This window comes from Nostoc sp., assembly GCF_036916655.1.
In the GTDB taxonomy this organism is placed as follows: Bacteria; Cyanobacteriota; Cyanobacteriia; order Cyanobacteriales; family Nostocaceae; genus Nostoc.
Genome location: NZ_JBALFY010000019.1, coordinates 121,584 through 145,448, shown reverse-complemented (window position 1 = coordinate 145,448; position 23,865 = coordinate 121,584). Strand labels below are relative to the sequence as shown.

General features: G+C 42.2%; 25 protein-coding genes. 9 read left to right on the top strand and 16 right to left on the bottom strand.

The genetic code is table 11. From position 1 onward, the window contains the following. Positions 1-144: 144 nt before the first annotated feature. Complete coding sequence (locus V7L31_RS04905) at positions 145-2,652, top strand: heavy metal translocating P-type ATPase (RefSeq protein WP_334695196.1); 2,508 nt, start codon at positions 145-147, stop codon at positions 2,650-2,652. A 360-nt stretch (positions 2,653-3,012) separates the two neighbouring features. Next, complete coding sequence (locus V7L31_RS04900) at positions 3,013-3,510, top strand: FHA domain-containing protein (protein ID WP_179067052.1); 498 nt, start codon at positions 3,013-3,015, stop codon at positions 3,508-3,510. An 82-nt stretch (positions 3,511-3,592) separates the two neighbouring features. Here V7L31_RS04900 and V7L31_RS04895 read toward each other — a convergent pair whose 3' ends face one another. Beyond that, positions 3,593-3,940: a hypothetical protein gene (locus V7L31_RS04895; protein WP_179067051.1), complete on the bottom strand. Its 348-nt coding sequence runs from the start codon at positions 3,938-3,940 to the stop codon at positions 3,593-3,595. 185 nt (positions 3,941-4,125) lie between these two features. On the opposite strand from V7L31_RS04895, the gene thyD reads away from it, so the two are divergent. Then, entirely contained in the window at positions 4,126-5,046 is a 921-nt protein-coding gene (gene thyD / locus V7L31_RS04890; RefSeq protein ID WP_334695195.1) for a thylakoid membrane protein ThyD, read from the top strand. Positions 5,047-5,161: 115 nt separating this feature from the next. Here thyD and V7L31_RS04885 read toward each other — a convergent pair whose 3' ends face one another. The 3 genes from V7L31_RS04885 to V7L31_RS04875 all read right to left on the bottom strand — a co-directional run bounded on the left by V7L31_RS04885 (position 5,162) and on the right by V7L31_RS04875 (position 6,441). Beyond that, complete coding sequence (locus V7L31_RS04885) at positions 5,162-5,407, bottom strand: hypothetical protein (protein ID WP_292845435.1); 246 nt, start codon at positions 5,405-5,407, stop codon at positions 5,162-5,164. A 141-nt stretch (positions 5,408-5,548) separates the two neighbouring features. After that, positions 5,549-5,971 carry a tetratricopeptide repeat protein gene (locus tag V7L31_RS04880; RefSeq protein WP_292845438.1) on the bottom strand — a complete coding sequence of 141 codons (423 nt, stop codon included), beginning with the start codon at positions 5,969-5,971 and terminating at the stop codon, positions 5,549-5,551. 113 nt (positions 5,972-6,084) lie between these two features. After that, positions 6,085-6,441, bottom strand: a complete 357-nt coding sequence (locus V7L31_RS04875) for an iron-sulfur cluster assembly accessory protein (RefSeq protein ID WP_179069217.1) — start codon at positions 6,439-6,441, stop codon at positions 6,085-6,087. A gap of 473 nt (positions 6,442-6,914) precedes the next feature. Between V7L31_RS04875 and V7L31_RS04870 the strand changes: the two genes are divergently transcribed. From V7L31_RS04870 to V7L31_RS04855, 4 genes are all read left to right on the top strand, one after another. After that, positions 6,915-8,549 (top strand): DUF6930 domain-containing protein, encoded by a 1,635-nt coding sequence (locus V7L31_RS04870; protein WP_334695194.1) that lies wholly within the window; start codon positions 6,915-6,917, stop codon positions 8,547-8,549. 1,783 nt (positions 8,550-10,332) lie between these two features. After that, positions 10,333-10,509: a CopG family transcriptional regulator gene (locus tag V7L31_RS04865; RefSeq protein ID WP_292845444.1), complete on the top strand. Its 177-nt coding sequence runs from the start codon at positions 10,333-10,335 to the stop codon at positions 10,507-10,509. Between the two features lie 276 nt (positions 10,510-10,785). After that, positions 10,786-12,225, top strand: a complete 1,440-nt coding sequence (gene zds, locus V7L31_RS04860; RefSeq protein ID WP_334695193.1) for a 9,9'-di-cis-zeta-carotene desaturase — start codon at positions 10,786-10,788, stop codon at positions 12,223-12,225. Positions 12,226-12,267: 42 nt separating this feature from the next. After that, the gene (locus tag V7L31_RS04855; protein ID WP_179067044.1) at positions 12,268-12,711 is read left to right on the top strand and encodes an SRPBCC family protein; all 444 of its coding nucleotides are present in this window, start codon (positions 12,268-12,270) and stop codon (positions 12,709-12,711) included. Between the two features lie 74 nt (positions 12,712-12,785). Here V7L31_RS04855 and V7L31_RS04850 read toward each other — a convergent pair whose 3' ends face one another. The 5 genes from V7L31_RS04850 to V7L31_RS04830 form a co-directional block, all read right to left on the bottom strand. Further along, the gene (locus V7L31_RS04850) at positions 12,786-13,004 is read right to left on the bottom strand and encodes a type II toxin-antitoxin system HicB family antitoxin (protein WP_334695192.1); all 219 of its coding nucleotides are present in this window, start codon (positions 13,002-13,004) and stop codon (positions 12,786-12,788) included. Next, positions 12,997-13,209: a type II toxin-antitoxin system HicA family toxin gene (locus tag V7L31_RS04845; protein WP_334695191.1), complete on the bottom strand. Its 213-nt coding sequence runs from the start codon at positions 13,207-13,209 to the stop codon at positions 12,997-12,999. The genes V7L31_RS04850 and V7L31_RS04845 overlap by 8 nt, the downstream gene beginning before the upstream one ends. Before the next feature lie 152 nt (positions 13,210-13,361). Continuing rightward, the gene (locus V7L31_RS04840) at positions 13,362-13,598 is read right to left on the bottom strand and encodes a 2Fe-2S iron-sulfur cluster-binding protein (RefSeq protein ID WP_118161629.1); all 237 of its coding nucleotides are present in this window, start codon (positions 13,596-13,598) and stop codon (positions 13,362-13,364) included. Between the two features lie 58 nt (positions 13,599-13,656). Continuing rightward, positions 13,657-15,141 (bottom strand): cobyric acid synthase CobQ, encoded by a 1,485-nt coding sequence (gene cobQ, locus V7L31_RS04835; protein WP_179067039.1) that lies wholly within the window; start codon positions 15,139-15,141, stop codon positions 13,657-13,659. A gap of 241 nt (positions 15,142-15,382) precedes the next feature. Further along, positions 15,383-15,787 carry an Npun_F0494 family protein gene (locus V7L31_RS04830; protein WP_334695190.1) on the bottom strand — a complete coding sequence of 135 codons (405 nt, stop codon included), beginning with the start codon at positions 15,785-15,787 and terminating at the stop codon, positions 15,383-15,385. A gap of 194 nt (positions 15,788-15,981) precedes the next feature. On the opposite strand from V7L31_RS04830, the gene V7L31_RS04825 reads away from it, so the two are divergent. After that, positions 15,982-16,419 (top strand): peroxiredoxin, encoded by a 438-nt coding sequence (locus tag V7L31_RS04825; RefSeq protein WP_334695189.1) that lies wholly within the window; start codon positions 15,982-15,984, stop codon positions 16,417-16,419. A 77-nt stretch (positions 16,420-16,496) separates the two neighbouring features. Here the strand turns inward: V7L31_RS04825 and V7L31_RS04820 are convergent, their stop codons facing one another. The 5 genes from V7L31_RS04820 to V7L31_RS04800 form a co-directional block, all read right to left on the bottom strand. Further along, positions 16,497-16,901, bottom strand: a complete 405-nt coding sequence (locus tag V7L31_RS04820; RefSeq protein WP_334695188.1) for a hypothetical protein — start codon at positions 16,899-16,901, stop codon at positions 16,497-16,499. 40 nt (positions 16,902-16,941) lie between these two features. Then, on the bottom strand, positions 16,942-17,829 hold the full coding sequence (locus V7L31_RS04815; RefSeq protein ID WP_334695187.1) for an ABC transporter permease: 888 nt from the start codon (positions 17,827-17,829) through the stop codon (positions 16,942-16,944). A gap of 123 nt (positions 17,830-17,952) precedes the next feature. After that, complete coding sequence (locus V7L31_RS04810) at positions 17,953-18,972, bottom strand: ABC transporter ATP-binding protein (protein WP_334695186.1); 1,020 nt, start codon at positions 18,970-18,972, stop codon at positions 17,953-17,955. A gap of 134 nt (positions 18,973-19,106) precedes the next feature. Continuing rightward, positions 19,107-20,090, bottom strand: coding sequence for a choice-of-anchor A family protein (locus V7L31_RS04805; RefSeq protein WP_334695185.1), 984 nt, complete (start codon positions 20,088-20,090; stop codon positions 19,107-19,109). Positions 20,091-20,284: 194 nt separating this feature from the next. Then, on the bottom strand, positions 20,285-21,754 hold the full coding sequence (locus V7L31_RS04800; RefSeq protein WP_334695184.1) for an aminotransferase class I/II-fold pyridoxal phosphate-dependent enzyme: 1,470 nt from the start codon (positions 21,752-21,754) through the stop codon (positions 20,285-20,287). A 135-nt stretch (positions 21,755-21,889) separates the two neighbouring features. Here V7L31_RS04800 and V7L31_RS04795 point away from each other — a divergent pair, with 135 nt between their 5' ends. Further along, a complete protein-coding gene (locus tag V7L31_RS04795; protein ID WP_334695183.1) occupies positions 21,890-22,597 on the top strand; it encodes a M15 family metallopeptidase in 708 nt (235 codons plus the stop codon). Positions 22,598-22,790: 193 nt separating this feature from the next. On the opposite strand, the gene V7L31_RS04790 is transcribed toward V7L31_RS04795, so the two are convergent. After that, positions 22,791-23,264: a TspO/MBR family protein gene (locus tag V7L31_RS04790; protein WP_334695182.1), complete on the bottom strand. Its 474-nt coding sequence runs from the start codon at positions 23,262-23,264 to the stop codon at positions 22,791-22,793. 90 nt (positions 23,265-23,354) lie between these two features. Beyond that, on the bottom strand, positions 23,355-23,828 hold the full coding sequence (locus V7L31_RS04785; protein ID WP_179067027.1) for a TspO/MBR family protein: 474 nt from the start codon (positions 23,826-23,828) through the stop codon (positions 23,355-23,357). Positions 23,829-23,865: the final 37 nt, after the last annotated feature.

The window sequence follows — 23,865 nt, the reverse complement described above, 5'->3', positions numbered from 1 at the left end:
GACTCCTGAATTCTGAATTCTTCTGATAAATTAATAATTTTAATATGGTTGACGTTCAGTCGTAGTTCGATATTTCGCCTACGCTCAAATTAGAGACGCTTTTAGTCAGGCGTTGAATTTCTGTAGCGAATCTAAACACTTGCCATGCAACTTGTCCCGAAAACTAAGCTAGTCCCAGAACTTGAACCAATTCTAGAGAAAATTATTCTCGATGTTGGGGGCATGAAGTGTGCTGGGTGTGTGAATGCAGTAGAGCGACAGCTAACCCAACATCCAGGAGTTAAGAGTGCCTGCGTAAACCTGGCCACAGAGGTAGCTGTTGTAGAGTCAGAAGTTGGTGCAGTAGATGCAGATGCACTAGCACAGCGATTAACAGGCGTTGGATTCCCGACTCAACCCCGAAAAGCTAGTGGCACAGTAGCAGGTGAGATATCTACCTTACCAGACCCAGCAGAACGCCAACGCCGCGAAATGCGATCTTCGGTAAGACAGTTAGCGATCGCTGCGGTGTTGCTGTTATTGTCGGGAAGTGGACATTTTGGTAATCTTGGTAGCTCAATGCTACCAGTGCTAAATAACATCTGGTTTCACTGTGGACTGGCGACAGTGGCGCTATTAATTCCCGGTCGCCCGATTTTAGTAGATGGCTGGCTGGGGTGGCGGCGAAATGCACCCAACATGAACACTCTAGTGGGATTAGGAACACTCACAGCCTACATTGCTAGTTTAATAGCACTGCTGTTTCCCAAAATGGGTTGGGAGTGCTTCTTTGACGAACCAGTAATGATGTTGGGCTTTATTCTCTTAGGAAGGACATTAGAGCAACAAGCTAGAGGTCGCGCCGCCGCCGCATTTAGGAAATTGCTAGCACTCCAGCCAGTTTTAGCCCGATTGATTGCCAATCCAGATAAAGTTGGAATGGGTTCCTCTAGTATAGAAATTCCTGCGGAACAGGTACGTGTCGGTGAATGGTTACAAGTGCTGCCAGGTGATAAGATTCCCGTTGATGGTGAAGTGGTTGTTGGTCAAACAACAGTCGATGAGTCAATGCTGACCGGGGAAGCCGTGCCAGTAATTAAGCAACCAGGGGATATAGTGACAGGGGGGACACTAAACCAATCAGGAGCGATCGCTATTCAGGCAACCCGGATTGGAAGTGATACAACTCTAGCTCAAATTGTCACCCTAGTAGAAGCCGCCCAAACTCGGAAAGCCCCAGTACAAAAATTAGCAGATACAGTAGCAGGTTACTTTACCTACGGGGTGCTGACGGCATCTGTATTAACATTTATCTTTTGGTACTTTTTCGGTACTCACATCTGGACTGATATCACCATGTCTGGTGGTATGGAAATGATGAACCACAATACAAAAGAAGTTCCTCACTCCCCTTTATTAATTAGTTTAAAACTAGCGATCGCTGTGATGGTAGTCGCCTGTCCCTGTGCTTTAGGACTCGCTACACCAACAGCCATTCTTGTCGGCACTGCTATGGGTGCAGAACGGGGTCTATTAATCAAAGGTGGCGACGTTTTAGAAAAAGTACACCAACTAGACACCGTAGTTTTTGATAAAACAGGCACTCTAACCACAGGTAATCCCATCGTCACAGATTGTCTGTTAATTGAGGGATTGGGGACTGGGGGCTGGGCACTGGGCACTGAAAATTCCCAATCCTTAATCCAACTAGCAGCAGCCGTAGAAAGCGGTACTCACCATCCCCTAGCAAAAGCGATTCAGCAAGAAGCACAGCGGCAACAGTTATCTATTCCAAAAGCTGTGGACTTTCACACGGAACCGGGATTAGGGGTATCTGCTGTGGTAGATAACACAGTTGTGCTATTGGGTAACTGGGACTGGTTGAGTTGGCACGGCATTCCCATTAGTGAAACTGCACAAAAGGTAGCACAGGATTTGGCAACAGATGGTAAAACAGTCGTTTGTGTAGCAATTGGGGGAACTTTAGCCGGATTAATTGGTGTTTCTGATACCCTCAGACCAGATGCCCAATCCACCGTAGACAAATTGCGTCAGATGGGCTTACGGGTAATGTTGCTCAGTGGCGATCGCCCAGAAGCAGCTAGCGCCATAGCCAAACAACTGGGATTAGACAGCGCTGATGTCATTGCAGGTGTCCCCCCAGCTAAAAAAGCGGCTGCAATACAGTCTCTTCAGAAGGAGGGACTGGGGGCTAGGGACTGGGGACTAGGAAAAATTCTTCCCAATTCCCATTACCCCTTATCCCCAGAGGGGGCCCCACCTTCCCCAATTCCCAAACCCCAATCCGTTGTTGCAATGGTAGGAGATGGAATCAACGATGCTCCAGCTTTATCTCAAGCAGATGTAGGAATTGCTTTACACTCTGGGACAGATGTGGCGATGGAAACTGCTGAAATTATTTTAATGCGCGATCACTTAAACGATGTCGTCGAATCTATTCAGCTGAGTCGTGCCACCTTCAACAAAATCCGCCAAAATTTATTCTGGGCTTTTGCATATAATACAGTTGGAATTCCTTTAGCAGCAGGTGTTTTGTTCCCTAGTCTAGGTTTTGTTCTGAACCCATCTGGTGCTGCTGCATTAATGGCTTTTAGCTCTGTGAGCGTAGTCACCAACTCAATATTATTACGGCGATTAGCTCATCACCCTTAGAATATTCCTTGAATATTCCTTTACACGTAAAATTTCCCAGCACCAATCTTGGTAATTGCCATATAAGGAACTTCCAAATAAAAAAATACCCAATTAACTCTTGTAGGGTGGGCAACATGAGCGCCTTATGAACTGGGCGCTTATGTTGCCCACCCTACAATATTGGATAATTTATTTCCTGAAGTTCCCTAAAATTAAACTGAGTCGGTATTCAAGTTTTATCGGCTCACAAATCTTCTTTAGACACTTACCAAAGCTATCATAGCTACTGGAGTAGAACGGACATATTCTACTCTTTCAAGGTATCATGCAATTTTAAAGCTTATTTAGATCAGCACCACAGATTTATGGTGCGCGAAAATGACAGGATACGATACTAAACAAATCTTGATCAATTATAGTTCCACCGATTTGTCAATGGCAGCAGAAACCAATGAAAACCATCTACTGATTATTGAAGACGATCAAGGTCGCAAAGAATTTTCTCTAGAGCACCCCGTCTACTCTATCGGTAGAGATCGCGAATGTAATATCCGTTTGATGTCGCAGTTTGTCTCCCGCCGCCATGCCACATTAGTGAGATTGCCACGAGAGCATAATAGTCATAGCTACTATTACCGGATTGTAGATGGCGATGTCAAAGGTAAGCCTAGTTCTAACGGTTTGATGATTAATGGACGCAAGATACCAGCCCACGATCTCAGAAATGAAGACGAGATCGTTTTTGGCCCTCAAGTACGTGCCATTTATTACCTTTTAAGAAACACCCAACGTTTAGGACAAACGGATTCGAGTGAATACGACATTACACTAATAAACCCCGGTATGGCCGAGGATTTAGAGGATATAGGAGAGTGAATTATAACTACCAATCACTACCAATCACAGTCTGACATTCCCACAACTTTAAGCAGTGGGAGTGTCAATTCAATCACCAAAGCTATCCTGCAAGACTTTCAATCAAATGCCAATGGCGGCTATTTTCAATAGCCTGCTTGATAAATTCAAACATTTGTCGGCAGTAATTATCTAGTTGAAGTGGTAGTTCTTCGTTTTTAATCACAATACTCATCCGGGTTTCTGTTTCAGTAGATTTTGATTTGTCAATCAGTACTTCTACTGTTACCAATTTAGGAAAAGGAACATTGCCAGGAACTTGACGAGCGATAATGTAATCGCCCGTGTGGTATTGAATATCCAACTGACAGTCCTGTAGAAGTTCTACAAGTAACGGCAACAGATGGTCACTAGGAACAGAAACAACAAATGAACAGGTATAGCGAGCCATAATAGCCCCACGCCTTGCAACACTCCGTCCATCCTATAATACCGAAGCATCTAAACACATAGTCATTAACAAAGCAAAGTTTTTGAGATCAGGCATTACCAACATTTGTTCTATGGACAAGGAAAGTGCCGTAAGCTGAAAGCTCGATCAAAAACTTTACAATAAAGGTTTGGCTGAGATAGAACATGAAAGTCGCAATTACTGGAGCAACAGGATTTGTTGGTAATCTTTTGGTACAACGACTCCACGCTAAAGGTCATAAGATCGTAGTATTAACTCGGAACACCGCCTTTGCTCAAAAGGTTTTTCCATCTGAGGCTTTTCCCAATATAGAAATTGTTGCCTATACACCAAATGCATCCGGTTCTTGGCAAAGTGTCATCTCTAGTTGTGATGGTGTAGTTAATTTGGCAGGAGAACCCATTGGTGAAGGACGTTGGACACCTGAACGGAAACAAGAAATCCTCAATAGTCGAAAGTTAGGTACACAAAAAATAGTTGAGGCAATAGCTAACGCTAACCCCAAACCTACAGTGTTAATTAACGCTTCCGCTATTGGTTACTACGGTACGAGTGAAACGGCCACCTTTGATGAAACAAGTCTGTCTGGTAACGATTTTCTGGCCCAAGTCAGCCAAGCCTGGGAAGCAGAGGCAACAAAGGTAAAAGATAGTGGTGTAAGGCTAGTAATTCTGCGTTTTGGGATTGTTTTGGGCAATGGTGGTGCTTTAGGTAAAATGATTCCGCCCTTCAAACTCTTTGCGGGTGGGCCTATTGGCAGCGGGCGTCAGTGGTTCTCATGGATTCACGTAGACGACTTAGTTAATTTGATTGTGCAAGCTTTAAGTAAATCGGAAATAGAAGGTATATATAATGCCACTGCCCCTAACCCAGTTCGGATGGCAGATTTAAGCCAAACTTTGGGACAAGTTATGAATCGCCCTTCTTGGTTGCCTGTTCCTGGTTTTGCGATCGAAGCTCTTTTAGGAGACGGGGCTATAGTAGTTTTAGAAGGTCAGCAAGTCATCCCAAAACGCACCGTAGAAACTGGTTTTGAGTACAAATATCCTAATTTGCAATCAGCATTAACACAAATTCTTAATTAAAAGGTACTGGGGATTGGGCAAAACAGGCAGAGGCCCAGAGGAGAGAAATTTTACCCCTGCTAATCTGCTTCTTTTTCATTACCCAGTCCCCAGTCCCTAATTCCCAGTCCCCAGTCTATTGACTAGAAAGAAATTTTTTGGAAACCCAACTGATGATACCGCTAAGAATGGCACCGCCCATGAGGATACCGATCGCTGGGTTAAATAAGGGTTGCCACAGTTGATGCCACAAATCCAAGCCCAGGTTTACTCCTACGGCATCACCGATCGCAGCGATCGCTAACCAGCCAAAGCCAAACAAAACCAAAAAAACATCTGCGACTAAAGCCATGTTTAGCCAATTTAACAATTTATCTTTCATGATTCGAGTGGGGAGTGGGGCATTGGGCATTGGACATTGGAGATTGGGCCTTGGGGATTGGGAAGAGACAACTTAGAGACTTACTTCAATAAATTCCCCCTAGTCCCCAGTCCCCAATCCCTAGTCCCCAATACCCAATCATCATTCTTCAAACAACCAATTTTTGACTTTTTTCAAACTCTGCCAATCTGGTTTTCTACTTAAACCGTCTTCAATACTATTTTTTATTTCATCACTCCATTCTTCATTGACAAAAATCAACTGCTGTGCTATGTCAATGTGTTCCCGTAAACCTTTTTGACCTGTTTCTAGCATTGCTAGGGCGAGATTTATTCTGGCTTGGGGATCTTGTGGATTTAACTTGACTGCTTTCTGTCCAGCTTTGTAAGCCAAGCTGGGTTTGTTATCGAGTAGATACAACCACGTTAAACAAACCCAAGCGGCACTAGTTTTAGGAGCGCGATCGCACACTTCTTTAAACACAGGGATTAAAGATTCTACTGATTCTCCAGCTTTATAGCGTTCTAAACCTGTATCAAACAGGGATTCAACTGTATTAGTCATTGGTCATTGGTCATTAGTCATTAGTCATTGGTCATTGGTCATTGGTCATTGGTCATTGGTCATTGGGCAACTGCAAATGATAAATGACAAGGGACAAATGACAAATGACAATATTACACCCCAAATGACTTGCCGCAACCACAAGTTTGGTTGGCATTGGGGTTAGTGAATTGGAAACCACCGCCAATCATGGCATCGCTATAATCGAGCATTAAGCCGTAGAGATATAAAAGACTCTTGCGATCGCTGACAATTTTGAAGCCATCATAGTCAAAGACTTCATCCTGGGGGGTGATCTTGCTAGTGTCTTCAAAGTCCATCATGTAAGACATCCCAGAACAGCCACCTTGTCGCACTCCTACCCGTAAGCAGAAGTCTGTGCCTTGCTTGTCCCGGAGAGATTTTACCTGGTGCAATGCGGCTTCGCTCAACAGAATTCCGCGTTGTTGAGCCTGAATTGCTTGTGTCATCTGCTTTTTAAACTCCTTAATTAGTCTAAGCGTTACCCGATATCGGCTTGTTAATGCCTCTGGGTTGCTCTTGAGTGTTTTTGTATTCATTCTAGCGACTTCTAAGGCGCTAGATACCAAATTGTAAACACTCTGTTAAAAGCAGCCAAAGATTTTTATTCTAGAATTGAGAGACTCAGTATATTTATACGAGAAGGCAGAAGGCAGGAGGAAAAAATTATGAATGAAAACTTTAGTTATCGGTATAAAATCCAGTTTAAAAAGAAGAATTGTATCAAGTCATTTAATCCGTGCTAAGTAAAAATCCCAGTCTCTAGAACATTTTCATACAAGCCTTTAAAAACTCATTTCATCGGGATTACCTCCTGCCCCCTGCCCTGAGAAGCAACAACCCTTCAGGTGCAGCCATAAAAATTTAATCCGAGACTAACTATCTCCCAAAGTTTACTTCCAAATTGCTTCTTTTGATCTCTATGACAAGTTTTAATCGCTCTACCAGTCGTCGGTTGAAGAAATTAACTCAAATTCCTTCTGTATGGGAGGGCGATCGCCGTCCGTTGTCATCACCAAACCAGTTCTCAGACTCAGAGGCAAAGGGAGAATGCATTCTTTGGGTAGATTACTCCCAAGGTGTTGTTCGAGGTATGGACGTAGTAGCCTCAGATATTGGCCCAGAAGCAATAGTTCGCACCTTAATGCAAGCTATGGAGCATCCCCAGAGTCCGGCAAGACCTGCCAGGCCCCAAAGAATTGTAGTCAAAGACCGCGAGATCCAATTTTACCTGCGGGGAGTGTTACAAGATTTGGATATTGCTATTGACTACGCCCCAGAACTGCCTTTAATTGACGAACTATTTCGTGGATTTGCTGACATTCTCGATAGTCAAACCCCCGACTTGCCGCCACAATATGCACAAATCTTACGAGAAAAAGCATTTGCAATTTGGCAAGCAGCACCTTGGGAGTTTTTAGAAGAACAGCAAATTTTGTCAATTGAGATTAATAAGTGGGATGTTGGTACACTCTATGCCTCAGTCATGGGAATGCTGGGAATGGAATATGGGATTTTGTTTTATCGTTCAGAAGAGTCTTTAAAACAATTTCGCGCCGCAGTTTTAACAGATCAAGAATCCACAGAGCATTTAGAAGAAGCATTTCTTAAGCAAGATTGCTTGTTTCTCACTTTTGAGAGTGCTGATGAAACCGATGAGGATGAGGATGAAGAAGATGATTTGGCGGATCTGCCATTATCAGAAATTGACCCTACCTTCGGTAATATCCACCCATTAGAAGGACTACGGTCTGTTTTATATGACGAAGAAGCATTGGTAATCTTGGTTGCGATCGAAAGCCTGAGCCGCTTTATTCGCGATCGCCGTCGCCAGCTTCAAGAAGATATTTTCCCGACTCTGAGTCGTCGCTATCGCATTTCTCTACCGCAGTCGGAAGAATCAACTAAATCTGTGCCTGTGATAGTCTCTACCATGCCGCAATTAGCAGCAGAATTAGAGGAGATGGCAGGTTTTGATGTCGACGACGATCAAGAGATTGACAACCCTGACTTTCAATCATTGCAAGATGACTTGATACCAGAAGATTCCTTCCTCAGCTTAGGTGTGGTGTCCTGGGAAATGTTGGAGTATCTGCGAAAGGGAGTCAGCTACCATCAGGCTGGCGAAATCAAACAAGTCGGTGATGGTTTGCCAGTAATTTTAATTCAAACTTCCCGACCTAAGGCAAAAACTGTAATTGAAAGAATTGAAGCAACAGGCGGACTGAGAGCAATTTGCTTTAATCCAGGTGCTAACCCCTTCGATGGCGATCGCTACGACCTGGGTTTATTGCAAACTCAAAATGGCGAATTGTTCCTATTTGGTGAATTTTTAGACGAAGATCCGACTCATGTCGAAGCCCGAAAAAAATGGAATCAACGGTGTAAAAACACTAAGGGCTACTGTGGTTTAATCATTGCTAAAGGACTAACGGGAGCCTCGCGTGGCAATCCTCAGTTACGAGATATGATGGCTTTGTTTGAAGCGCGATCGCTCTCACCCAAAGATTTAGGTATTGGCACTCTCCAACTGATGCCCCAACTTAAATTTGAATAGTTGCACGAATTTCCATAATTCTCTATCTCACATTGATTTAAGGGGTGCAAAAAATTCTCTAAATCCCCCGATCAATTGGGGGATTTAGGAGGATCTTCAATAGTTGCGGTTTTGTACAAAAATGTGTGTAGACCGTTGTTATAGCGTTTCCCGATAAGCCTAAGGTACACCTGTATGGGATATCCCATACACCTTGGGATATAATGTTGTACCTCATCTCAATAGGAACCGCTATATACCAATTTAAAAAATGATTGCGACAGATGTTTTCACAAAAACCAGACACAGAAAGCGATTCCCAATCCAAAATCTAAAATTCAAAATGATATTACTGAAAGACGGGTGGGTTATCTGTCGGAAATATTTTTGGAATTGGTATAGCTTTACCTTAAGTTCATGAAGTACCTGTATTTTCATAATTTTTCATTCATCATCATTGCAATATTTTCAGTATAAATAGCTACAAAGTACTAAAAGCTATTTGCAAAGCTTGCTTTAATCAAACCTAACTGATGCATTTAGATATCTGAATCTTTTTTAGCAAGTTTTTTATTTGAGCATCTTCTTATATATCAATATCATTAAGCAAAAGTTCAGATGTATATCTTTTTCTTTGTAATTTTTTTATAAAGCATGAAAATTAGCTTATTGAATGTCTAAATGAAGATTATTTAAAGTACGTAAATAATGGCTATAATGAACAAACCACCGGAGTATATTGAAATATACAATTATTTTTATAGGTATACTTACCAAGTAATAAATAGTTGTAAATCAATTTTTCTGGCAATAGTTTATCTCTTAGCTTAAATCTGATAAGAAGATTTGCTGTTGAATTTTTAGTACCATGATTGACTAAAAATTATTTACATAACCTATAGATAGATGAATAGGAAAAATGCAAAGTAGTCGTTAGATTGAAAGCAAATTATATCGCTAGAGGGAAGATAAAAAATACGCAAAATTTAATCGTATATTTACGGTAACTTTAGTGTAAGAGCATGAAATCAAACTAAAATATTATTATCGGCAACAGTCAATTAACATCACATCTATCTGGGTCAATTCATCTGTGTGAAATTACAGATAATGCTGTCAAAATTTACCAAAATGATTGGCTATTTACACCCATTAGACTGAGTTTTGCTCCCTTTTTTATGGCTACTACATTGGCACTGAAAAGCAATCAGCTTGATCGAGGTGAGCCAAAAATTATAGCCGTTCAAGTAGCTCTAAATTCTTACTTCCAGTGATGGGTGCAGATGGAGTTTTTTCTGGAGCGATCGCTTATTTTCCTACTTTATAAGTGACTATTCACGCTCTACACAAACCACTCTAACCCGGCTGTGAGGCAGCATTTCAGCACGATTGTGATTCTGAAGTTTTACTTTCTAGTGTTCTAGCAGATGTTCTCTCCAAACAAGTTTGCCGAACTTAGTTAAGAGAGAAGGTCAAGTGCTTTCGATGAAAAATAACTTTATAAATCTTCATTGGGTCAACAGTAGGTGTCTCAAATTGATTTATCAAATTTCATTGTCAGTCTTTACTCATGCTGTTAGTAGGCTTATTATCTTCAAAAGCAACTATGTGCTAATTATGCTGTCACAATAGTAACAAATAAAGTATCGCTTTTTGATTTCTTTAGAAAATCATGAATCCTTTGACAAAACGAACATTTTTAATATTAATGGTATTACTTGTTTCCTGAGACAAACTCTGATAACCTTATCGGTTCCCTCTTAAATTTAGACTCTTTCGACCATCTAAATATACAGCAGATAGCATGATAATGACAAATAAAAAATGGGCCGTTAAACGCATAACAGTTAATCTCGCAACACAAGAAGCGGAAAAACTAGAAAAATATTGTCAGCAAACAGGTAGACCTGCAACTGACGTGATTCGTGAACTAATTAGAAGTTTGCCTGTTTCCGACGACAGCAAAGATGGAAACAAGTAAGAAGTTACTTTCATGATTGATCCAGAAAACTGCTTTGCCACCAAAAAAATATCTATGATACTTTTGAGAGTCCGCTGCTATGGACAAGAGTTTGTCTAGATGATCCAGACGCGAGAAAAACGCGTCTGGTCATTTGCTGGGATTAAAAGAAGTAATCAAAGAGGTTTTAGTATCGACATTGCCATGCCTTAATATGCTGGTGGAGTTGATATTAAGTAGCAAATTCCGACACCAACCCAGTTACAATCTGTAAAGAAACTGAAAAGGAACGACGGAATGCGTGTTGCAATCGTAGGTGCGGGACTGGCTGGACTAGCAACCGCAGTAGATCTAGCTGATGCTGGTTGTGAAGTCGAGATTTTTGAGTCTCGTCCGTTTGTGGGTGGTAAAGTTGGCAGTTGGGTTGATGGAGATGGCAACCATCTAGAAATGGGGCTGCATGTATTTTTCGGGTGCTACTACCAACTATTTGACTTAATGAAGAAAGTGGGGGTGTTAGAAAACTTACGCCTCAAAGAACATACTCACACTTTCATTAACAAAGGGGGCCAGACTGGTGCTTTAGATTTTCGCTTTCTTACAGGTGCGCCTTTCAATGGCTTAAAGGCATTTTTCACTACTTCCCAACTATCCTTGCAGGATAAATTGCAAAATGCGATCGCTTTGGGTACTAGTCCCATAGTGCGAGGATTGGTAGACTTTAATGGGGCGATGAAAACCATCCGCAATTTGGATAAAGTTAGCTTTGCCAATTGGTTCCGCAGTCATGGTGGCAGTAATGGCAGCATTAAGCGTCTGTGGAACCCTATTGCTTACGCATTGGGGTTTATTGATTGCGAAAATATGTCTGCCCGTTGTATGTTAACCATATTCCAGTTATTTGCAGTCAGAACTGAAGCTTCAGTTTTACGAATGCTGGAAGGTTCCCCTTATGAGTATTTACACAAGCCCATTCTGGAATATCTGGAAGCTAGAGGCACTAAAATTTACACGCGTCGGCAGGTACGGGAAATTCAGTTTGCTGAGTTAGATGAACAAACCCGCGTCACTGGTATAGCAGTTGCCCAAGGTGATACCGTAGAAACAATTACTGCTGATGCTTACGTTTTTGCCTGTGATGTTCCAGGAATTCAACGCATCTTACCCCAGGAGTGGCGTAAGTGGTCAGAATTTGACAATATTTACAAACTTGATGCAGTGCCAGTGGCGACAGTGCAGTTACGCTTCGATGGTTGGGTAACGGAACTGAAGGATAAAGAGCAACGAAAACAGCTAAATCATGCGGCTGGAATTGATAATTTACTTTATACAGCCGATGCTGATTTTTCTTGTTTTGCCGATTTAGCGTTGACTAGCCCTGCTGATTATTATCGCCCAGGACAAGGGTCTTTGTTACAGCTAGTGCTGACACCGGGAGATCCGTTTATTGCCCAAAGTAATGAAGCGATCGCACAGCACGTCCTCAAACAAGTCCATGAACTGTTTCCCTCATCGCGGGAGCTAAATATGACTTGGTACAGCGTGGTAAAACTCGCTCAGTCTCTCTACCGAGAAGCGCCAGGAATGGATGCGTACCGTCCTAACCAAAAAACACCAGTAGATAACTTTTTCCTGGCTGGCAGTTATACTCAGCAAGATTACATCGACAGTATGGAAGGTGCTACTATTTCTGGACGGCGGGCGGCAAAAGTAATTTTAGAGAGTTTGAAGAAATAACTAACCGCAAAGGGCGCAAAGGGCGCAAAGGAAGAATAGAGAATGTCTGATTGGTTAGAGCATACTGTGCAGGTAGAAGTAGAGGCTCCCATAGATTTAGTATGGAGCCTCTGGTCTGATTTAGAGCAAATGCCTCGGTGGATGAAGTGGATTGATTCGGTGAAAATTCCGCCAGATAATCCAGATATATCTCTTTGGAAATTAAAAACTGGCAGTCTAGAATTTAATTGGCAATCTCGAATTCTCAAAGTTGTTCCTAACCAAATTATCCAATGGGAATCTGTTGATGGTTTGCCGAATCAGGGAGCAATTCGCTTTTACGATCGCCACAATAGTAGCATTGTGAAAATGACTATTTCCTACGCCATCCCCGGCATTATTGGCAAAATTATGGATAACTTATTTTTGGGGCGGATAGTTGAATCAACAATTCAAGCTGATTTGGAAAGGTTTAAAGAATACGCGTTAAACATTAAATCTAGTTAAGCAAAGATGGATTTTGTGAATAGTAAGTTTCCTTATATTATTGTGATAAAACTGTGAGAATTTAAGATCCTAAACTATGCAGCTTTATAAACTGTTGGTTCTGGAAGTGAATCACCCGTAGTTTCGTAAGCAATAATTAGGGACTCCAAAGCTTCAATTCCATTTGCCACCGCTAACTCGTAACTATCCCCATGAGTCCGCCACTGTTGTCCTGGAAAATCAGGGAATCCTACCAAGAAGCAATTATCTTCTTCAGACCACTGAATAATCATTTGGTACTTAAGCTTACTCATATTTTTCTTTCCCTTCTACTTCCTCAATTGCCTGTTTCACTTCCTTCTCTTGGTAGCGTTTAGCATCTGCTCCGTCTTTGCCTGAAATCGTGATTTTTCCACTATAGAGGGGATGCACCCAGTTGGTATGACTTCCTTTTCCTGGGACTTCTGTAAAACCTACTTGGGAAAGCATTTGCTTCAGTTCCCGGATTTTCTTTGGCATTAATTTTATTAAAAAATGCGATCGCCACAGTAAAAAACAATGGTTTAAATATTCCTTGCTGTCTATCTAAAAGAATCTAATCAATGATTAGATTTTTGTTTATGAATTGACTTGTTTTACTATACTAGTCCTTATCAATAACAGGGCTGATATTACCAAGTAGGATCGCTAAACAAATTAATCGTCAATTCCTCGCGTGGCGGTACTGCGGTGATACAAGCGCGAATAATCTCTCCATCTTCTAATTCGACGGTGCAAGCGTGACAAGACCCCATTAGACAACCGGTGGGAATAAATACCCCAGCCCGGTCTGCTACATCTAAGAGGGCTTCGCCTACTTCAGCATCTACGGTGACATCATCTGGTAAAAAGTGGACACGAACAATCATCAGATAATAATTCGTAATTCGTAATTAAGAGACTCTCAAATTGAGATCAGAGCCTAGTTTAAGACAAAAATGGAGTTAAGTCTAAATGGCTTTCTACTTCAGTGGCTAGAGAGTCCAAAATCTGCTCTCGCTGTTCTCGATAGTTAGCAACACCGGTAGGCAAAGATTTTAAACCGCGCTGTTGACGGAGGCGATTTAACCAAGCCCGTCGCCAAGGGCCATTGTCAAAAAGCCCGTGGAGATAACTACCCCACACTGATTGACAACTATCTACTAACCCTAAATTAATATCGTCAAATAGGGCGTGGTACGATTGGGGGTCTATGCCTTGCTGTTCAATGCGCGATCGCCCTTGGTGAATTTCAAAGCCATTAACTGGCAAGCCCTGTTGTGGATAATTTGAGCTAACTTGGCGCTGGCGGGCGATTTTTTGTCCGGTAATTACGGTTCTAATTGGTAAAAGATTTAACCCTTGAAATCTGCCTGCTTGTCCTTCTATCCCTTCTGGATCGGCGATGATTTGACCGAGCATTTGATAGCCACCGCAGATACCCAAAACCGTTCCGCCAGAAGCAGCATAGTTTTGGATTGCTTCTGCCATACCGCTTTTTTGCAGTAGTAGCAAATCAGAAATTGTGGTTTTTGTACCTGGGATAATCACGGCATCAGGATGTCCCAAATCTTGCTTAGGGCTAAGATATTTTACTGAAACTGTACTTTCTGATTCCAGTGGGTCAAAGTCAGTGAAGTTGGCAATTCTTGGTAAGCGGATGACGGCAATATTGAGGTCAGTTTGGGCTTTACTTGACGACGATTGACGCTCTAGCAAGTCAAGAGAATCCTCTGCTGGAAACATTTCTTGTAAATAAGGTATAACACCGACAACGGGGATACCTGTACGTTCTTCTAACCATTTTATCCCTGGATCTAGAAGCGATCGCTGTCCTCGAAACTTGTTAATGACTATACCCTTAATTAAGGCACGTTCATCGGGTTCTAATAACTCTAAAGTGCCAACAACATGGGCAAAAGCACCACCCCGATCAATATCAACCACTAACATCGTTGGTGCATTTAAATATTTTGCCACCCGCATATTAGTTAAATCGCGGTGCTTAAGATTAATCTCGGCTGGACTACCGGCACCTTCACAAACCACCAAGTCGAACTCTGTTCCTAAATGCTGTAGCGATTCTTCAATTGTCCGCCATCCCAATTCAAAATATTGCTCGTAGTAATCTGAAGCACTTACTTTGCCTACAGACCTACCTTTGATAATTACTTGAGAAGTCATATCCCCTTGGGGTTTGAGTAAAATTGGGTTCATTTCTACCCAAGGCACGACTCCCGCCGCCCAAGCTTGCACTGCTTGAGCATAGCCAATTTCTCCACCACTGGCAGTCACATAAGCATTTAAAGCCATATTTTGACCTTTAAAGGGAGCCACTCGCCAACCACGCCGCGACAGAATGCGACAAATCGCTGTAGTTAAAAGTGATTTCCCTGCATGAGATGTTGTCCCCACCACCATAATTGATTTCATAGTCGCTATCACTTAGTTTTTCAAGATACAGGGTTAATTTTTAGGAGCAAATAGTTATGTAACAATCAATTCATCATTTAAAAAGCAGGGGAGGAATCAATTCAAAATTAAAGAACTTCTCCCTCCTGCCTCCTCCCCAATGCCATTAGATGGTTATGGTAAAGACTTCATGAATAGATGTGATGTTTCCGTATATATTGTTCCCTTTGATTCCCTAATCCTAACTCTTGGGATTTTGATTCTAAAAAGGTATCCGTAACCAACGAATCACAGCATCGTATAAACGATCGCGCCATGAAGGAGTACGCCAATTTTTTCCTTGATATTGTTCCACTAACTGGCGTCCCAGAGGAGTGAGGCGAAAACTATCTGTAATCCCCTGTCCATCGACTTCTCGCCGCAATACACCCACTTGAATTAGCCAGCCCAAGGCGTTATCACAGGCTAATTCTGATAAAGGGCGCTTAGTATAGCCCTGCTTGAGTCCATTTTCTAGAGCGATCGCATTTAATGACACACTCTGGTGTCCCATCACTTCAAATAAAGATACATTAAAGGGTGAACACACTAGCGATCGCTCGGCTCTTTCTACTGTGCTTTGAGGATAGACAAAAATATTTGGGTTTTGGGAATCAGCAACAGGCATTGTGTATGGGTAGAAATTTTTCTTCTAAGAAAGATTAATTGAAGAATATATTTTTTATCGCAGTAAACACCTCATTAAACCAAAATTAGTTACCTAAAGTATAGTTCTGCTATTTTTTAGTAATTATATTTAAACATTATAAATTAATGTAAAATTTCAAGTGCATCAACAATCTGAAACAGGAAAGGTTAATTATGCCTCTAGCAGTTGGTACGGATGCACCTGCATTTACCGCCAAAGATACAAACGGCAACACAGTCTCTTTATCTGATTTTGCCGGCAAGACAGTGGTTTTGTATTTTTACCCCAAAGATGACACGCCAGGCTGCACCAAACAAGCCTGTAGTTTTCGGGATGCCCAGTCTCAATATCAAGGTAAAGATATTGTCATCTTGGGAGTCAGTGCAGATGATGAAGTCTCCCATCAAGCATTCACCCAAAAATATAATTTGAATTTTCCCCTACTGGCTGACAGCGACAAATCCCTCATCAAAGCTTTCGATGTGGATGGTGGCGGTTATGCCAAGCGCGTCACTTACGTAATTGACCCCAGCGGCAAAATTACTCATGTTGACGCTAACGTAAATACCACCAATCATGCTAGCGATATTTTAGCTGCACTTGGGCTGTAGTTTTTTACCTGATAATTCAGGATTTTTTAAATAGTCTCAGCCCCAAGCTTCTATGGCTTGGGGTTCTTTATTTTAATTCAGTTACCAGATGGTGGTGTAACCAATGGCGGCGTAGTTGATGGTAGTGTAATCGTTGGTAAACTGGGGGTTGCTTGCTCTTTCTTTTGTTGACCTCGAATTAAATTTTGTTGCCTTGCTCTAAAGGCTGCTGCTGCTGAGTTTAGTTCTTCGTTCTGTTGGTCAGAATTCCAGTTGAGAGTGCCGAAGTTTGCCCGATGAATCAGATCAAACATATTGAAATTGTCTGAGTTTGAGCGGGAGAAAGGATCGGTATTTTGGTCTGTGGTACTATTACTGGGAAAAGCATCCGTTGGGCTGCTGATTTGAGCGGAACTGGGTTGAGCCATCAGCAAGGAAGCAAAGCTAATCCCTGCTGCCGTAGCTACAAAGAGTCTAGCAATTTGTAAAAATGGTTTTTTCATGGGATTTTTACCCTACCTAAAATTTATCTATTTTATCTCTTTAAGCAAGAGTCCGACGCAGTTGGGGTTGAATACTTAGTAAGGCGACTAGGGCAAAGCCAAACAACACTAGCAACGCTCCCCCAAAGGTAACATTGCCCCAAGGAGCCTGCATCACTACACTACCTAATTCCCAATCACTGTGGAAATAGAGATAGCGAATTGGCTCGATCGCATAGCTAAGAGGATTTAGGGTAGCGATAACCTGCAACCACTGAGGCATGAAAGATAGAGGTGCTAAAGCAGTACTCGCAAACAATAATGGTAGGTTAGTGACAAAAATCACTGCAATCAATTCAATGTGTCCGGGTAGAGCGAAAGCTAAACCGAGGGAGATGGCTGTTACACCCAAAGCTAATAGTAAGACAATGAGAGCGATCGCACTTAAACCCGCCACATCTGGTAGTCCAGCCCCTAAGAATGCTGCTGCTGCAACAATTACGGCTGCTTGCAACAAACTTTGGCTGATGATGAAGATGGCTGAAGCAAAGACAATAGAAAATCGCGATGCTAATGGTGCTACCAACAAACGATTCAAAAAGCCGAACTCACGGTCAAACATTACCGGTAAACCAGCATTCAGTGCTCCAGCAAAGGCTGTAAACACAATGATGCCAGCAGCCAAAAATTGACCGTAATTTGTTGTATTGCCAAATATACCTTTGGGAGCATTTTGGAACAATGCACCAAATAGTACTAACCACATTACTGGTTGAATAATTCCAGCAATTAAAGATGAGGGACGGCGTTGCAACTGAATAAACAAGCGACGAGTTAAAGCCAACGTCTCTTGTACCAATTCACCGAAAAAGTTAGGTGCAATATTAGCATCTGCTTGTGGCGATGCTAATGGCTGCCAATTGATATCAGATTTAGGAGTAACGCTCATGATTGGGGATTAGCGATTGGGGATTGGGGATTGGGGATTGGGGATTAGGGATTGGGAATTAGGGATTGGGGATTAGGTCATCTCTTTCCCAGTCCCCAGTACCCAGTACCCAGTACCCAACCCCTATCTCATATTCTGCTTTTTCTCAGCTTTGGGATCGCGGGTGGCAACAGCTGCCAGTTCTGCATCCAATAAGGTGCGTCCTGTCGCGGCAAGATAAACGTCATCGAGGCTGGGGCGGGATTGGGCGATGCCAAATATGGGCAAGCTCGCAGTATTCAGCACTTGCTGTATATTAATCAAAACATCGTTTTGAGGTGTCACCACTAAGTTAAGGGAATTACCTTGAGCGCTGTTGATGATTACTTCTTGGACAAATGGCAAAGGTTTCAAGAGGTTTTTGGCTTTTTCAGCTTCCTCAATGGGGGAAAATTCGCGGATTCGCAAGGTGATGCGATCGCCCCCTACTTGATCTTTTAATTGTGAAGGTGTACCACTGGCAATTACAACGCCACGATCTATAATTGCCACGCGATCGGCTAGAGCGTCAATTTCTTCTAAATAATGGCTGGTAATTACTATCGTCGTCCCAGAGGCACGTAATTTTCTCAAGAAATCCCATACCACAAAACGAGTTTCTATGTCAAGCCCCACAGTTGGCTCATCCAACACCAAAACATCCGGTGCATGGAGCAACCCAGCAGCCAAGTCTAGGCGCTTGCGTAAACCGCCAGAGTAGGTTCCTGTCTTTTTATTGGCGTATTCTTGCAAACCGAGTAAATCTAATACCGTCTCAATACGCTGTTTGGCTACTGCTTTTGGGAGGTGATAAAGTGCTGCTTGCAATTGCAGCAGTTCTTTTCCAGTAAGCACCTTATCTATAGCGACTTCCTGAGCTACATAGCCTAGTCGTTGTCTTGCCACTCTCGGATTATCTAACACAGAGATGCCAGATACTTCGATAATGCCTGCATCCGGTGTGGTCAGCGTACACAAAGCACGCAACGTAGTAGTTTTCCCAGCACCGTTGGGGCCAAGTAAACCGAAGATTTCTCCTGGTTCTACCTGAAAGGAAACATCTTGGACGGCAACTACTGTGCCGTAGCGCTTTTGCAAATTTTGAATGAAAACGGCGGGAGCCATGACAGCTGATCCCCAACTATACAAATCTCAATAAAGTCTATCCTTATTGTAGAAGGTAGGGAGTAAGGAAATAGCGCATGAGCGAAAATCTCTAAATAAATTCGCGTCAGCGCTATGCTACCAAAAATTTCTAGCTATTTTAAGCAAGTTACTGGATTGCGTTTGTGGCGAAACAAACCAAATGCTACAGCAATTAATCCTAAACCTGGAAGATTTGTCGGCTCTGGAACCTGAGTACGAGTGGGAGGCTTAGGCGGAGTGTAGTACTTAGTTGGGACATCTGGTAGATCGCCATTAAACAGATAGTTGTGAGATTCGCCATTTCCGGTTAGGGAACCTACTACTACGTTGCCGTTAACTTGGCCGTTATTGAAATTGAAGTTAGCTAAAGGCGCAAGAATACTACCTAGTATACTAATCCCACTGGCATTTATGTTTGTCGCTTCATAAAAGTTGTAAATCACCTTTTGTTTATCTGTGCCAAGGATATTAAACCCAAAGTTTTGCAGCGACACATCCTTACCGCTGATATTGACAACAATAGTTGAATTTGCATCCCCCTTAATTTCAAAATAGTTTGTCTTGGAGACATCTGAGCCGGCAACATTAAAAACATTTAAAGCAGTACCACTACCACTAAGGTTAATAGCACCCCAAGATTGAACAGTTGTTTTACCAGTAGGGGTTAAGGTTGCCAAATATTGAGATAGTCCTCGTAGTTGCTTTCCTGCTTCATTGAAGTCGATGGGATTACCCTTGGTGAAAGTTCCCTGTGGAAATCCCACATTGCTAGACACATTGGCACTGCCTCCGTAGATAGCATTACCGTGATTGACTTGACCGTTGCTTAGAGTTAAGTTTTGTCCAGCTACTACTACGTTGCCGCTATTGCCAGAAAGTTTGCTTCCAAGTCCGCCGACGAAATTCACATTACCGCCAGCAGCAAGTTTTCCTTCAATATCTGTATATTTTTGAGTAATATCTCCCAGAACAAATACATTGTAATCAGATGCAGCGCCTAACTCAACTGCATTTGCTCTTGCTGAGAAACCCAGCGCCAGAGTGACTACAATCGGAGTTGCTACTAATCTCCAAACATAATAGATTTTCGATTTCATCTTTTGCTTGAGTAATTATCTATACAATGCTATCGGTATAAATCAAAGATGGCATTAGTTTACAGCTATTTTCATTGAAGTTTCATAGCTGCTATAATCACTACGTATTTTTACTTATTTACTCAATTAAACCGCATATCTACTGTTGACTACATAATTAAATTTTTATCAAATATGAGTTAGGAGTAAGGATGTTATTTCACAACTTTCAAAGTTCTGAGGCTAATATCATTGCAACCGCTGATAAATCCCCCCATAGTCTGGATTTCTTGTAGGTATTGTAGGACAGATTTGGTGATGACTTCTCCCGGCATTAACACAGGAATTCCTGGGGGATAGGGACAGATGATTTCGGCACAGATGCGTTTATTGGTTTGTGACAAAGGTAATGTTTCACTAACTGCAAAAAAAGCTTCACGTGGAGAAAGTTGCAAAATATGACTCGGTGTTTTATCCAGATTTTGCCAAACTTGGTTTTTAACTGTTGAATCAGTTCGGCAATATTCTTTTGCGAGGGTGGTAAAACTTTGGACTAATTGCTCAATATCAGCTGAGGTATTGCCCAAACTAATGATAAAAGTGAGATGTTGTAGTGAGGCGAATTCAGCAGTAACACCTAATTTTTCATCCAGAATTTCATCTGCCTCAAATCCAGTTAAGCCGAAAGCGGAAACTGTGACAGTTAGTCGTGTTTTATCTAAAGTCATAAAGCCAGGTGATTCTCCCAACCAAGGCATTTCTAAGATTGATAATCCAGGAATTTGACTGATTCTCGTTCTAGCTTCATCAGCAAGTTGCAAAGTGCGAGACATCAGCATTTTTCCGTGGAGTGCCATTTGCTGACGTGCTGCATCTAAGGAAGCTAAAAGTACATAACTAGGACTGGTAGACTGTACTAGTTGCAAAGCTTTACTGATGCGATCGCCATCTATCCTTTTACCTTGGATGTGCAACATTGATGCTTGTGTCATCGCACCAAGTACCTTGTGGATGGATTGTACAGTTAAATCTGCACCTGCGGCTAAAGCTGGAGTTGGTAATTCGGGATGAAAGGCAAAATGTGCGCCGTGTGCCTCGTCTACGAGTAGAGGAATATTATATTGATGTGTGATGTTAGCGATCGCACTCAAATCTCCGCAAACGCCGTAGTATGTTGGATAAACTACCAAGACTGCTTTCGCATCGGGATGCTGTTGGAGTGCAGATTGTACAGCATTGGGCGTGATACTATGGGCAATATCTAAAACTGGATCGTATTCAGGATGGACAAAAATTGGTATTGCACCAGAGAGAATTAAACCTGCGATCGCCGAAGAATGCACATTGCGAGGCAGAATGATTTTATCGCCTGTGCCACAAGTAGCGAGAATTGCCGCTTCAATCCCACAGGTAGAACCATTGACAAGGAACCATGTTTGCGAAGCGCCAAAGGCCTCCGCCGCTAGTTGTTGTGCTTCTTGAATAACGCCTTGGGGTGCAAAGAGATTATCTAAATCTCCTAATTCGGTTAAATCAGCACGAAAGACGGCTTTACCAAGTAAATCAGCCAAAGGTTGAGAAATTCCCTCACCTAGTTTATGTCCTGGGGTGTAAAAAGGCGCATGAGGTCTTGCTGTATTGGCTTTTAAGGCATCTAATAAAGGTATTTGGTTTTGATTGAGCATTTAATAATTCGTAATTGAAGGTGCAAGAAAGGTAAATTTATTAGTGTACAGAAATAAATTATTCCTGATGCACAGCATGAGGTAATAATTACGAATTACGTTAGCGAGTCTTCGAGCGTCATTACGAACTATCACATGAGGCCTTATCATCAAATCCCGATTTTTGAGTGTGGTGAACCGCTAGTAGCGATTCCTTTGGAATTGTTTGCGGTGGAATCTCCCCATCCTTATGAAAAATTAGGTGCGCCTTATGGCGATCGCTCCCCTTATTATCTCCGTCAAAGCGTTATTGAAAGTTTGATCCAAGCGCAAAATTATCTTAATATTCTGCATCCTAACTGGCATATCCAAATCTTTGACGCCTATCGCCCGATCGCAGTCCAACAGTTTATGGTAGATTACAGCTTCGCCCAAGCAGTGCAGGATAGGGGACTGACTGAGGTGGAATTATCCCCAAACCAACGTCAAGAAATTTGGCAGGCTGTTTATGAAATTTGGGCTGTACCGAGTTTGGATGAAAAAACTCCGCCTCCTCACAGTACAGGTGGGGCGGTGGATGTGACGCTGGTAGATGATGCAGGGCAAATAGTAAATATGGGTTCGCCAATTGATGAAATGTCAGAGCGATCGCACCCAGATTATTATGCCAATAGCGACGACTCAGAAGCACAAAAGTATCATGCTTACCGTCAGTTATTGCGAGATGTAATGTTAAAAGCTGGCTTTCAACGCAATTCTAGAGAATGGTGGCATTTTTCTGTCGGCGATCAAATGTGGGCTTGGCTGAATAATCAATCCAATCCAGCTAATCCTGTCGCAGCACGTTATGGACGGCTTATATAGATGCGTTATCACAAAAGAATTCAGGAGTCAGAATTCAGAATTGGAGTCTGACTAGCAGACTTGTTCAATCTAATGCTGAATAAATGGTGAAACTAAATGCTAAATCTTTTTTGCGGAATCCATAAGGAATAAATAAGCATTCATCCCACACTTTCTTCTTCTGACTACTGAATTCAGACTACTGAATACTTCTTCAAGCATCTTGAGGATTTAACTCTCTTAACTCGTCGGTAGTGTAAGTACCAATGGGAGTCCAAACTAGATAGGGAAGGAGTAACAGCGCCGCCATTAGAGAAATCGGTAAAACGCAGATTGCCAAGACAACGGCTAAAATCAAACCCATTAATCCAAGAATTTCCCCAATTTTGAGACTGCGAAATCTCAACATTAGAGGTATGTAGGCGACGGTGATAATTTCCACCACGAGATATAAAGCCATTAATAGCCAAGCAATTAGGCTTCCGGGATTTTTTTGCCAGACAACATAAGCTGAAGCTGCACCACTGATAAAAATCACAGTCCAGATGAACGGAATCAGTGGCTCAAAAACTAGCCAGCGAGGGCGACTTAACTTTGCAAACCATTTAACATCACGCGGCGTGATTAAGAAACTCCCAAGGGCGATGAAGAAAGTTACAGCCCCAATTATTATCCAAGATGGAATCATAATGCACTCAAATTTTGTGTATTTTGTCAAGTCATACACTGCAAGTTTGACAATTTAGGCTAGATGTTTAATCATTCTCTGGGGCGATTCTTAGGCATCTTGAGGATTGAGACTGATCATCTGCCAAGTGGTATAAGTACCAATGGGACTCCAGAGCAAATAAGGAACTAGTAATAGTGCTGCCCAACCAGAAAAACCTAAGACTGCAAGTATCAATAAAGCACTAATAATTAAACCTGTGCCACCGAGAATTGTGCCCACTTTCAGACTGCGAAGCTTAAACATGACAGGCGTATAAGCAATGGTGACAATTTCTAATAGCAGATATAAAGCCATGATTAACCAGGTTGAGGTGCTTCCTGGGTCTTTTTCCCAGACAATATAAGCTGACCAAGCACCGCAAATAAATATTACAGTCCAGATAATTGGAATTGCACCCTCAAAAGTTAGCCATCTTGGTCGTTGTAAACGCTTGAACCATTGGCGATCGCTAGGCGTAATCACGTTCGCGGCTAAAGCAACCAAGAAAGCCACACCCCCAATCACCATCCAAGATTTAATCATGCCCGTTAGTCCTTTACAAGCGCTATCTATCGCTTAA

Bases quoted from the DNA above. Each gene is read 5' to 3' on its own strand.
- V7L31_RS04865 (WP_292845444.1), top strand. From the start codon at position 10,333: ATGATAATGACAAATAAAAAATGGGCCGTTAAACGCATAACAGTTAAT.
- V7L31_RS04795 (WP_334695183.1), top strand. From the start codon at position 21,890: ATGAGGCCTTATCATCAAATCCCGATTTTTGAGTGTGGTGAACCGCTA.
- V7L31_RS04815 (WP_334695187.1), bottom strand. From the start codon at position 17,829: ATGAGCGTTACTCCTAAATCTGATATCAATTGGCAGCCATTAGCATCG.
- V7L31_RS04830 (WP_334695190.1), bottom strand. From the start codon at position 15,787: ATGCCTGTTGCTGATTCCCAAAACCCAAATATTTTTGTCTATCCTCAA.
- V7L31_RS04800 (WP_334695184.1), bottom strand. From the start codon at position 21,754: ATGCTCAATCAAAACCAAATACCTTTATTAGATGCCTTAAAAGCCAAT.
- V7L31_RS04790 (WP_334695182.1), bottom strand. From the start codon at position 23,264: ATGATTCCATCTTGGATAATAATTGGGGCTGTAACTTTCTTCATCGCC.
- V7L31_RS04850 (WP_334695192.1), bottom strand. From the start codon at position 13,004: ATGAGTAAGCTTAAGTACCAAATGATTATTCAGTGGTCTGAAGAAGAT.
- thyD (WP_334695195.1), top strand. From the start codon at position 4,126: ATGAAAGTCGCAATTACTGGAGCAACAGGATTTGTTGGTAATCTTTTG.
- V7L31_RS04820 (WP_334695188.1), bottom strand. From the start codon at position 16,901: ATGAAAAAACCATTTTTACAAATTGCTAGACTCTTTGTAGCTACGGCA.
- V7L31_RS04805 (WP_334695185.1), bottom strand. From the start codon at position 20,090: ATGAAATCGAAAATCTATTATGTTTGGAGATTAGTAGCAACTCCGATT.
- cobQ (WP_179067039.1), bottom strand. From the start codon at position 15,141: ATGAAATCAATTATGGTGGTGGGGACAACATCTCATGCAGGGAAATCA.
- V7L31_RS04895 (WP_179067051.1), bottom strand. From the start codon at position 3,940: ATGGCTCGCTATACCTGTTCATTTGTTGTTTCTGTTCCTAGTGACCAT.
- V7L31_RS04885 (WP_292845435.1), bottom strand. From the start codon at position 5,407: ATGAAAGATAAATTGTTAAATTGGCTAAACATGGCTTTAGTCGCAGAT.
- V7L31_RS04905 (WP_334695196.1), top strand. From the start codon at position 145: ATGCAACTTGTCCCGAAAACTAAGCTAGTCCCAGAACTTGAACCAATT.
- V7L31_RS04840 (WP_118161629.1), bottom strand. From the start codon at position 13,598: ATGATTGTTCGTGTCCACTTTTTACCAGATGATGTCACCGTAGATGCT.
- V7L31_RS04875 (WP_179069217.1), bottom strand. From the start codon at position 6,441: ATGACACAAGCAATTCAGGCTCAACAACGCGGAATTCTGTTGAGCGAA.
- V7L31_RS04785 (WP_179067027.1), bottom strand. From the start codon at position 23,828: ATGATTAAATCTTGGATGGTGATTGGGGGTGTGGCTTTCTTGGTTGCT.
- V7L31_RS04880 (WP_292845438.1), bottom strand. From the start codon at position 5,971: ATGACTAATACAGTTGAATCCCTGTTTGATACAGGTTTAGAACGCTAT.
- V7L31_RS04810 (WP_334695186.1), bottom strand. From the start codon at position 18,972: ATGGCTCCCGCCGTTTTCATTCAAAATTTGCAAAAGCGCTACGGCACA.
- V7L31_RS04825 (WP_334695189.1), top strand. From the start codon at position 15,982: ATGCCTCTAGCAGTTGGTACGGATGCACCTGCATTTACCGCCAAAGAT.
- V7L31_RS04870 (WP_334695194.1), top strand. From the start codon at position 6,915: ATGACAAGTTTTAATCGCTCTACCAGTCGTCGGTTGAAGAAATTAACT.
- V7L31_RS04845 (WP_334695191.1), bottom strand. From the start codon at position 13,209: ATGCCAAAGAAAATCCGGGAACTGAAGCAAATGCTTTCCCAAGTAGGT.
- V7L31_RS04900 (WP_179067052.1), top strand. From the start codon at position 3,013: ATGACAGGATACGATACTAAACAAATCTTGATCAATTATAGTTCCACC.
- V7L31_RS04855 (WP_179067044.1), top strand. From the start codon at position 12,268: ATGTCTGATTGGTTAGAGCATACTGTGCAGGTAGAAGTAGAGGCTCCC.
- zds (WP_334695193.1), top strand. From the start codon at position 10,786: ATGCGTGTTGCAATCGTAGGTGCGGGACTGGCTGGACTAGCAACCGCA.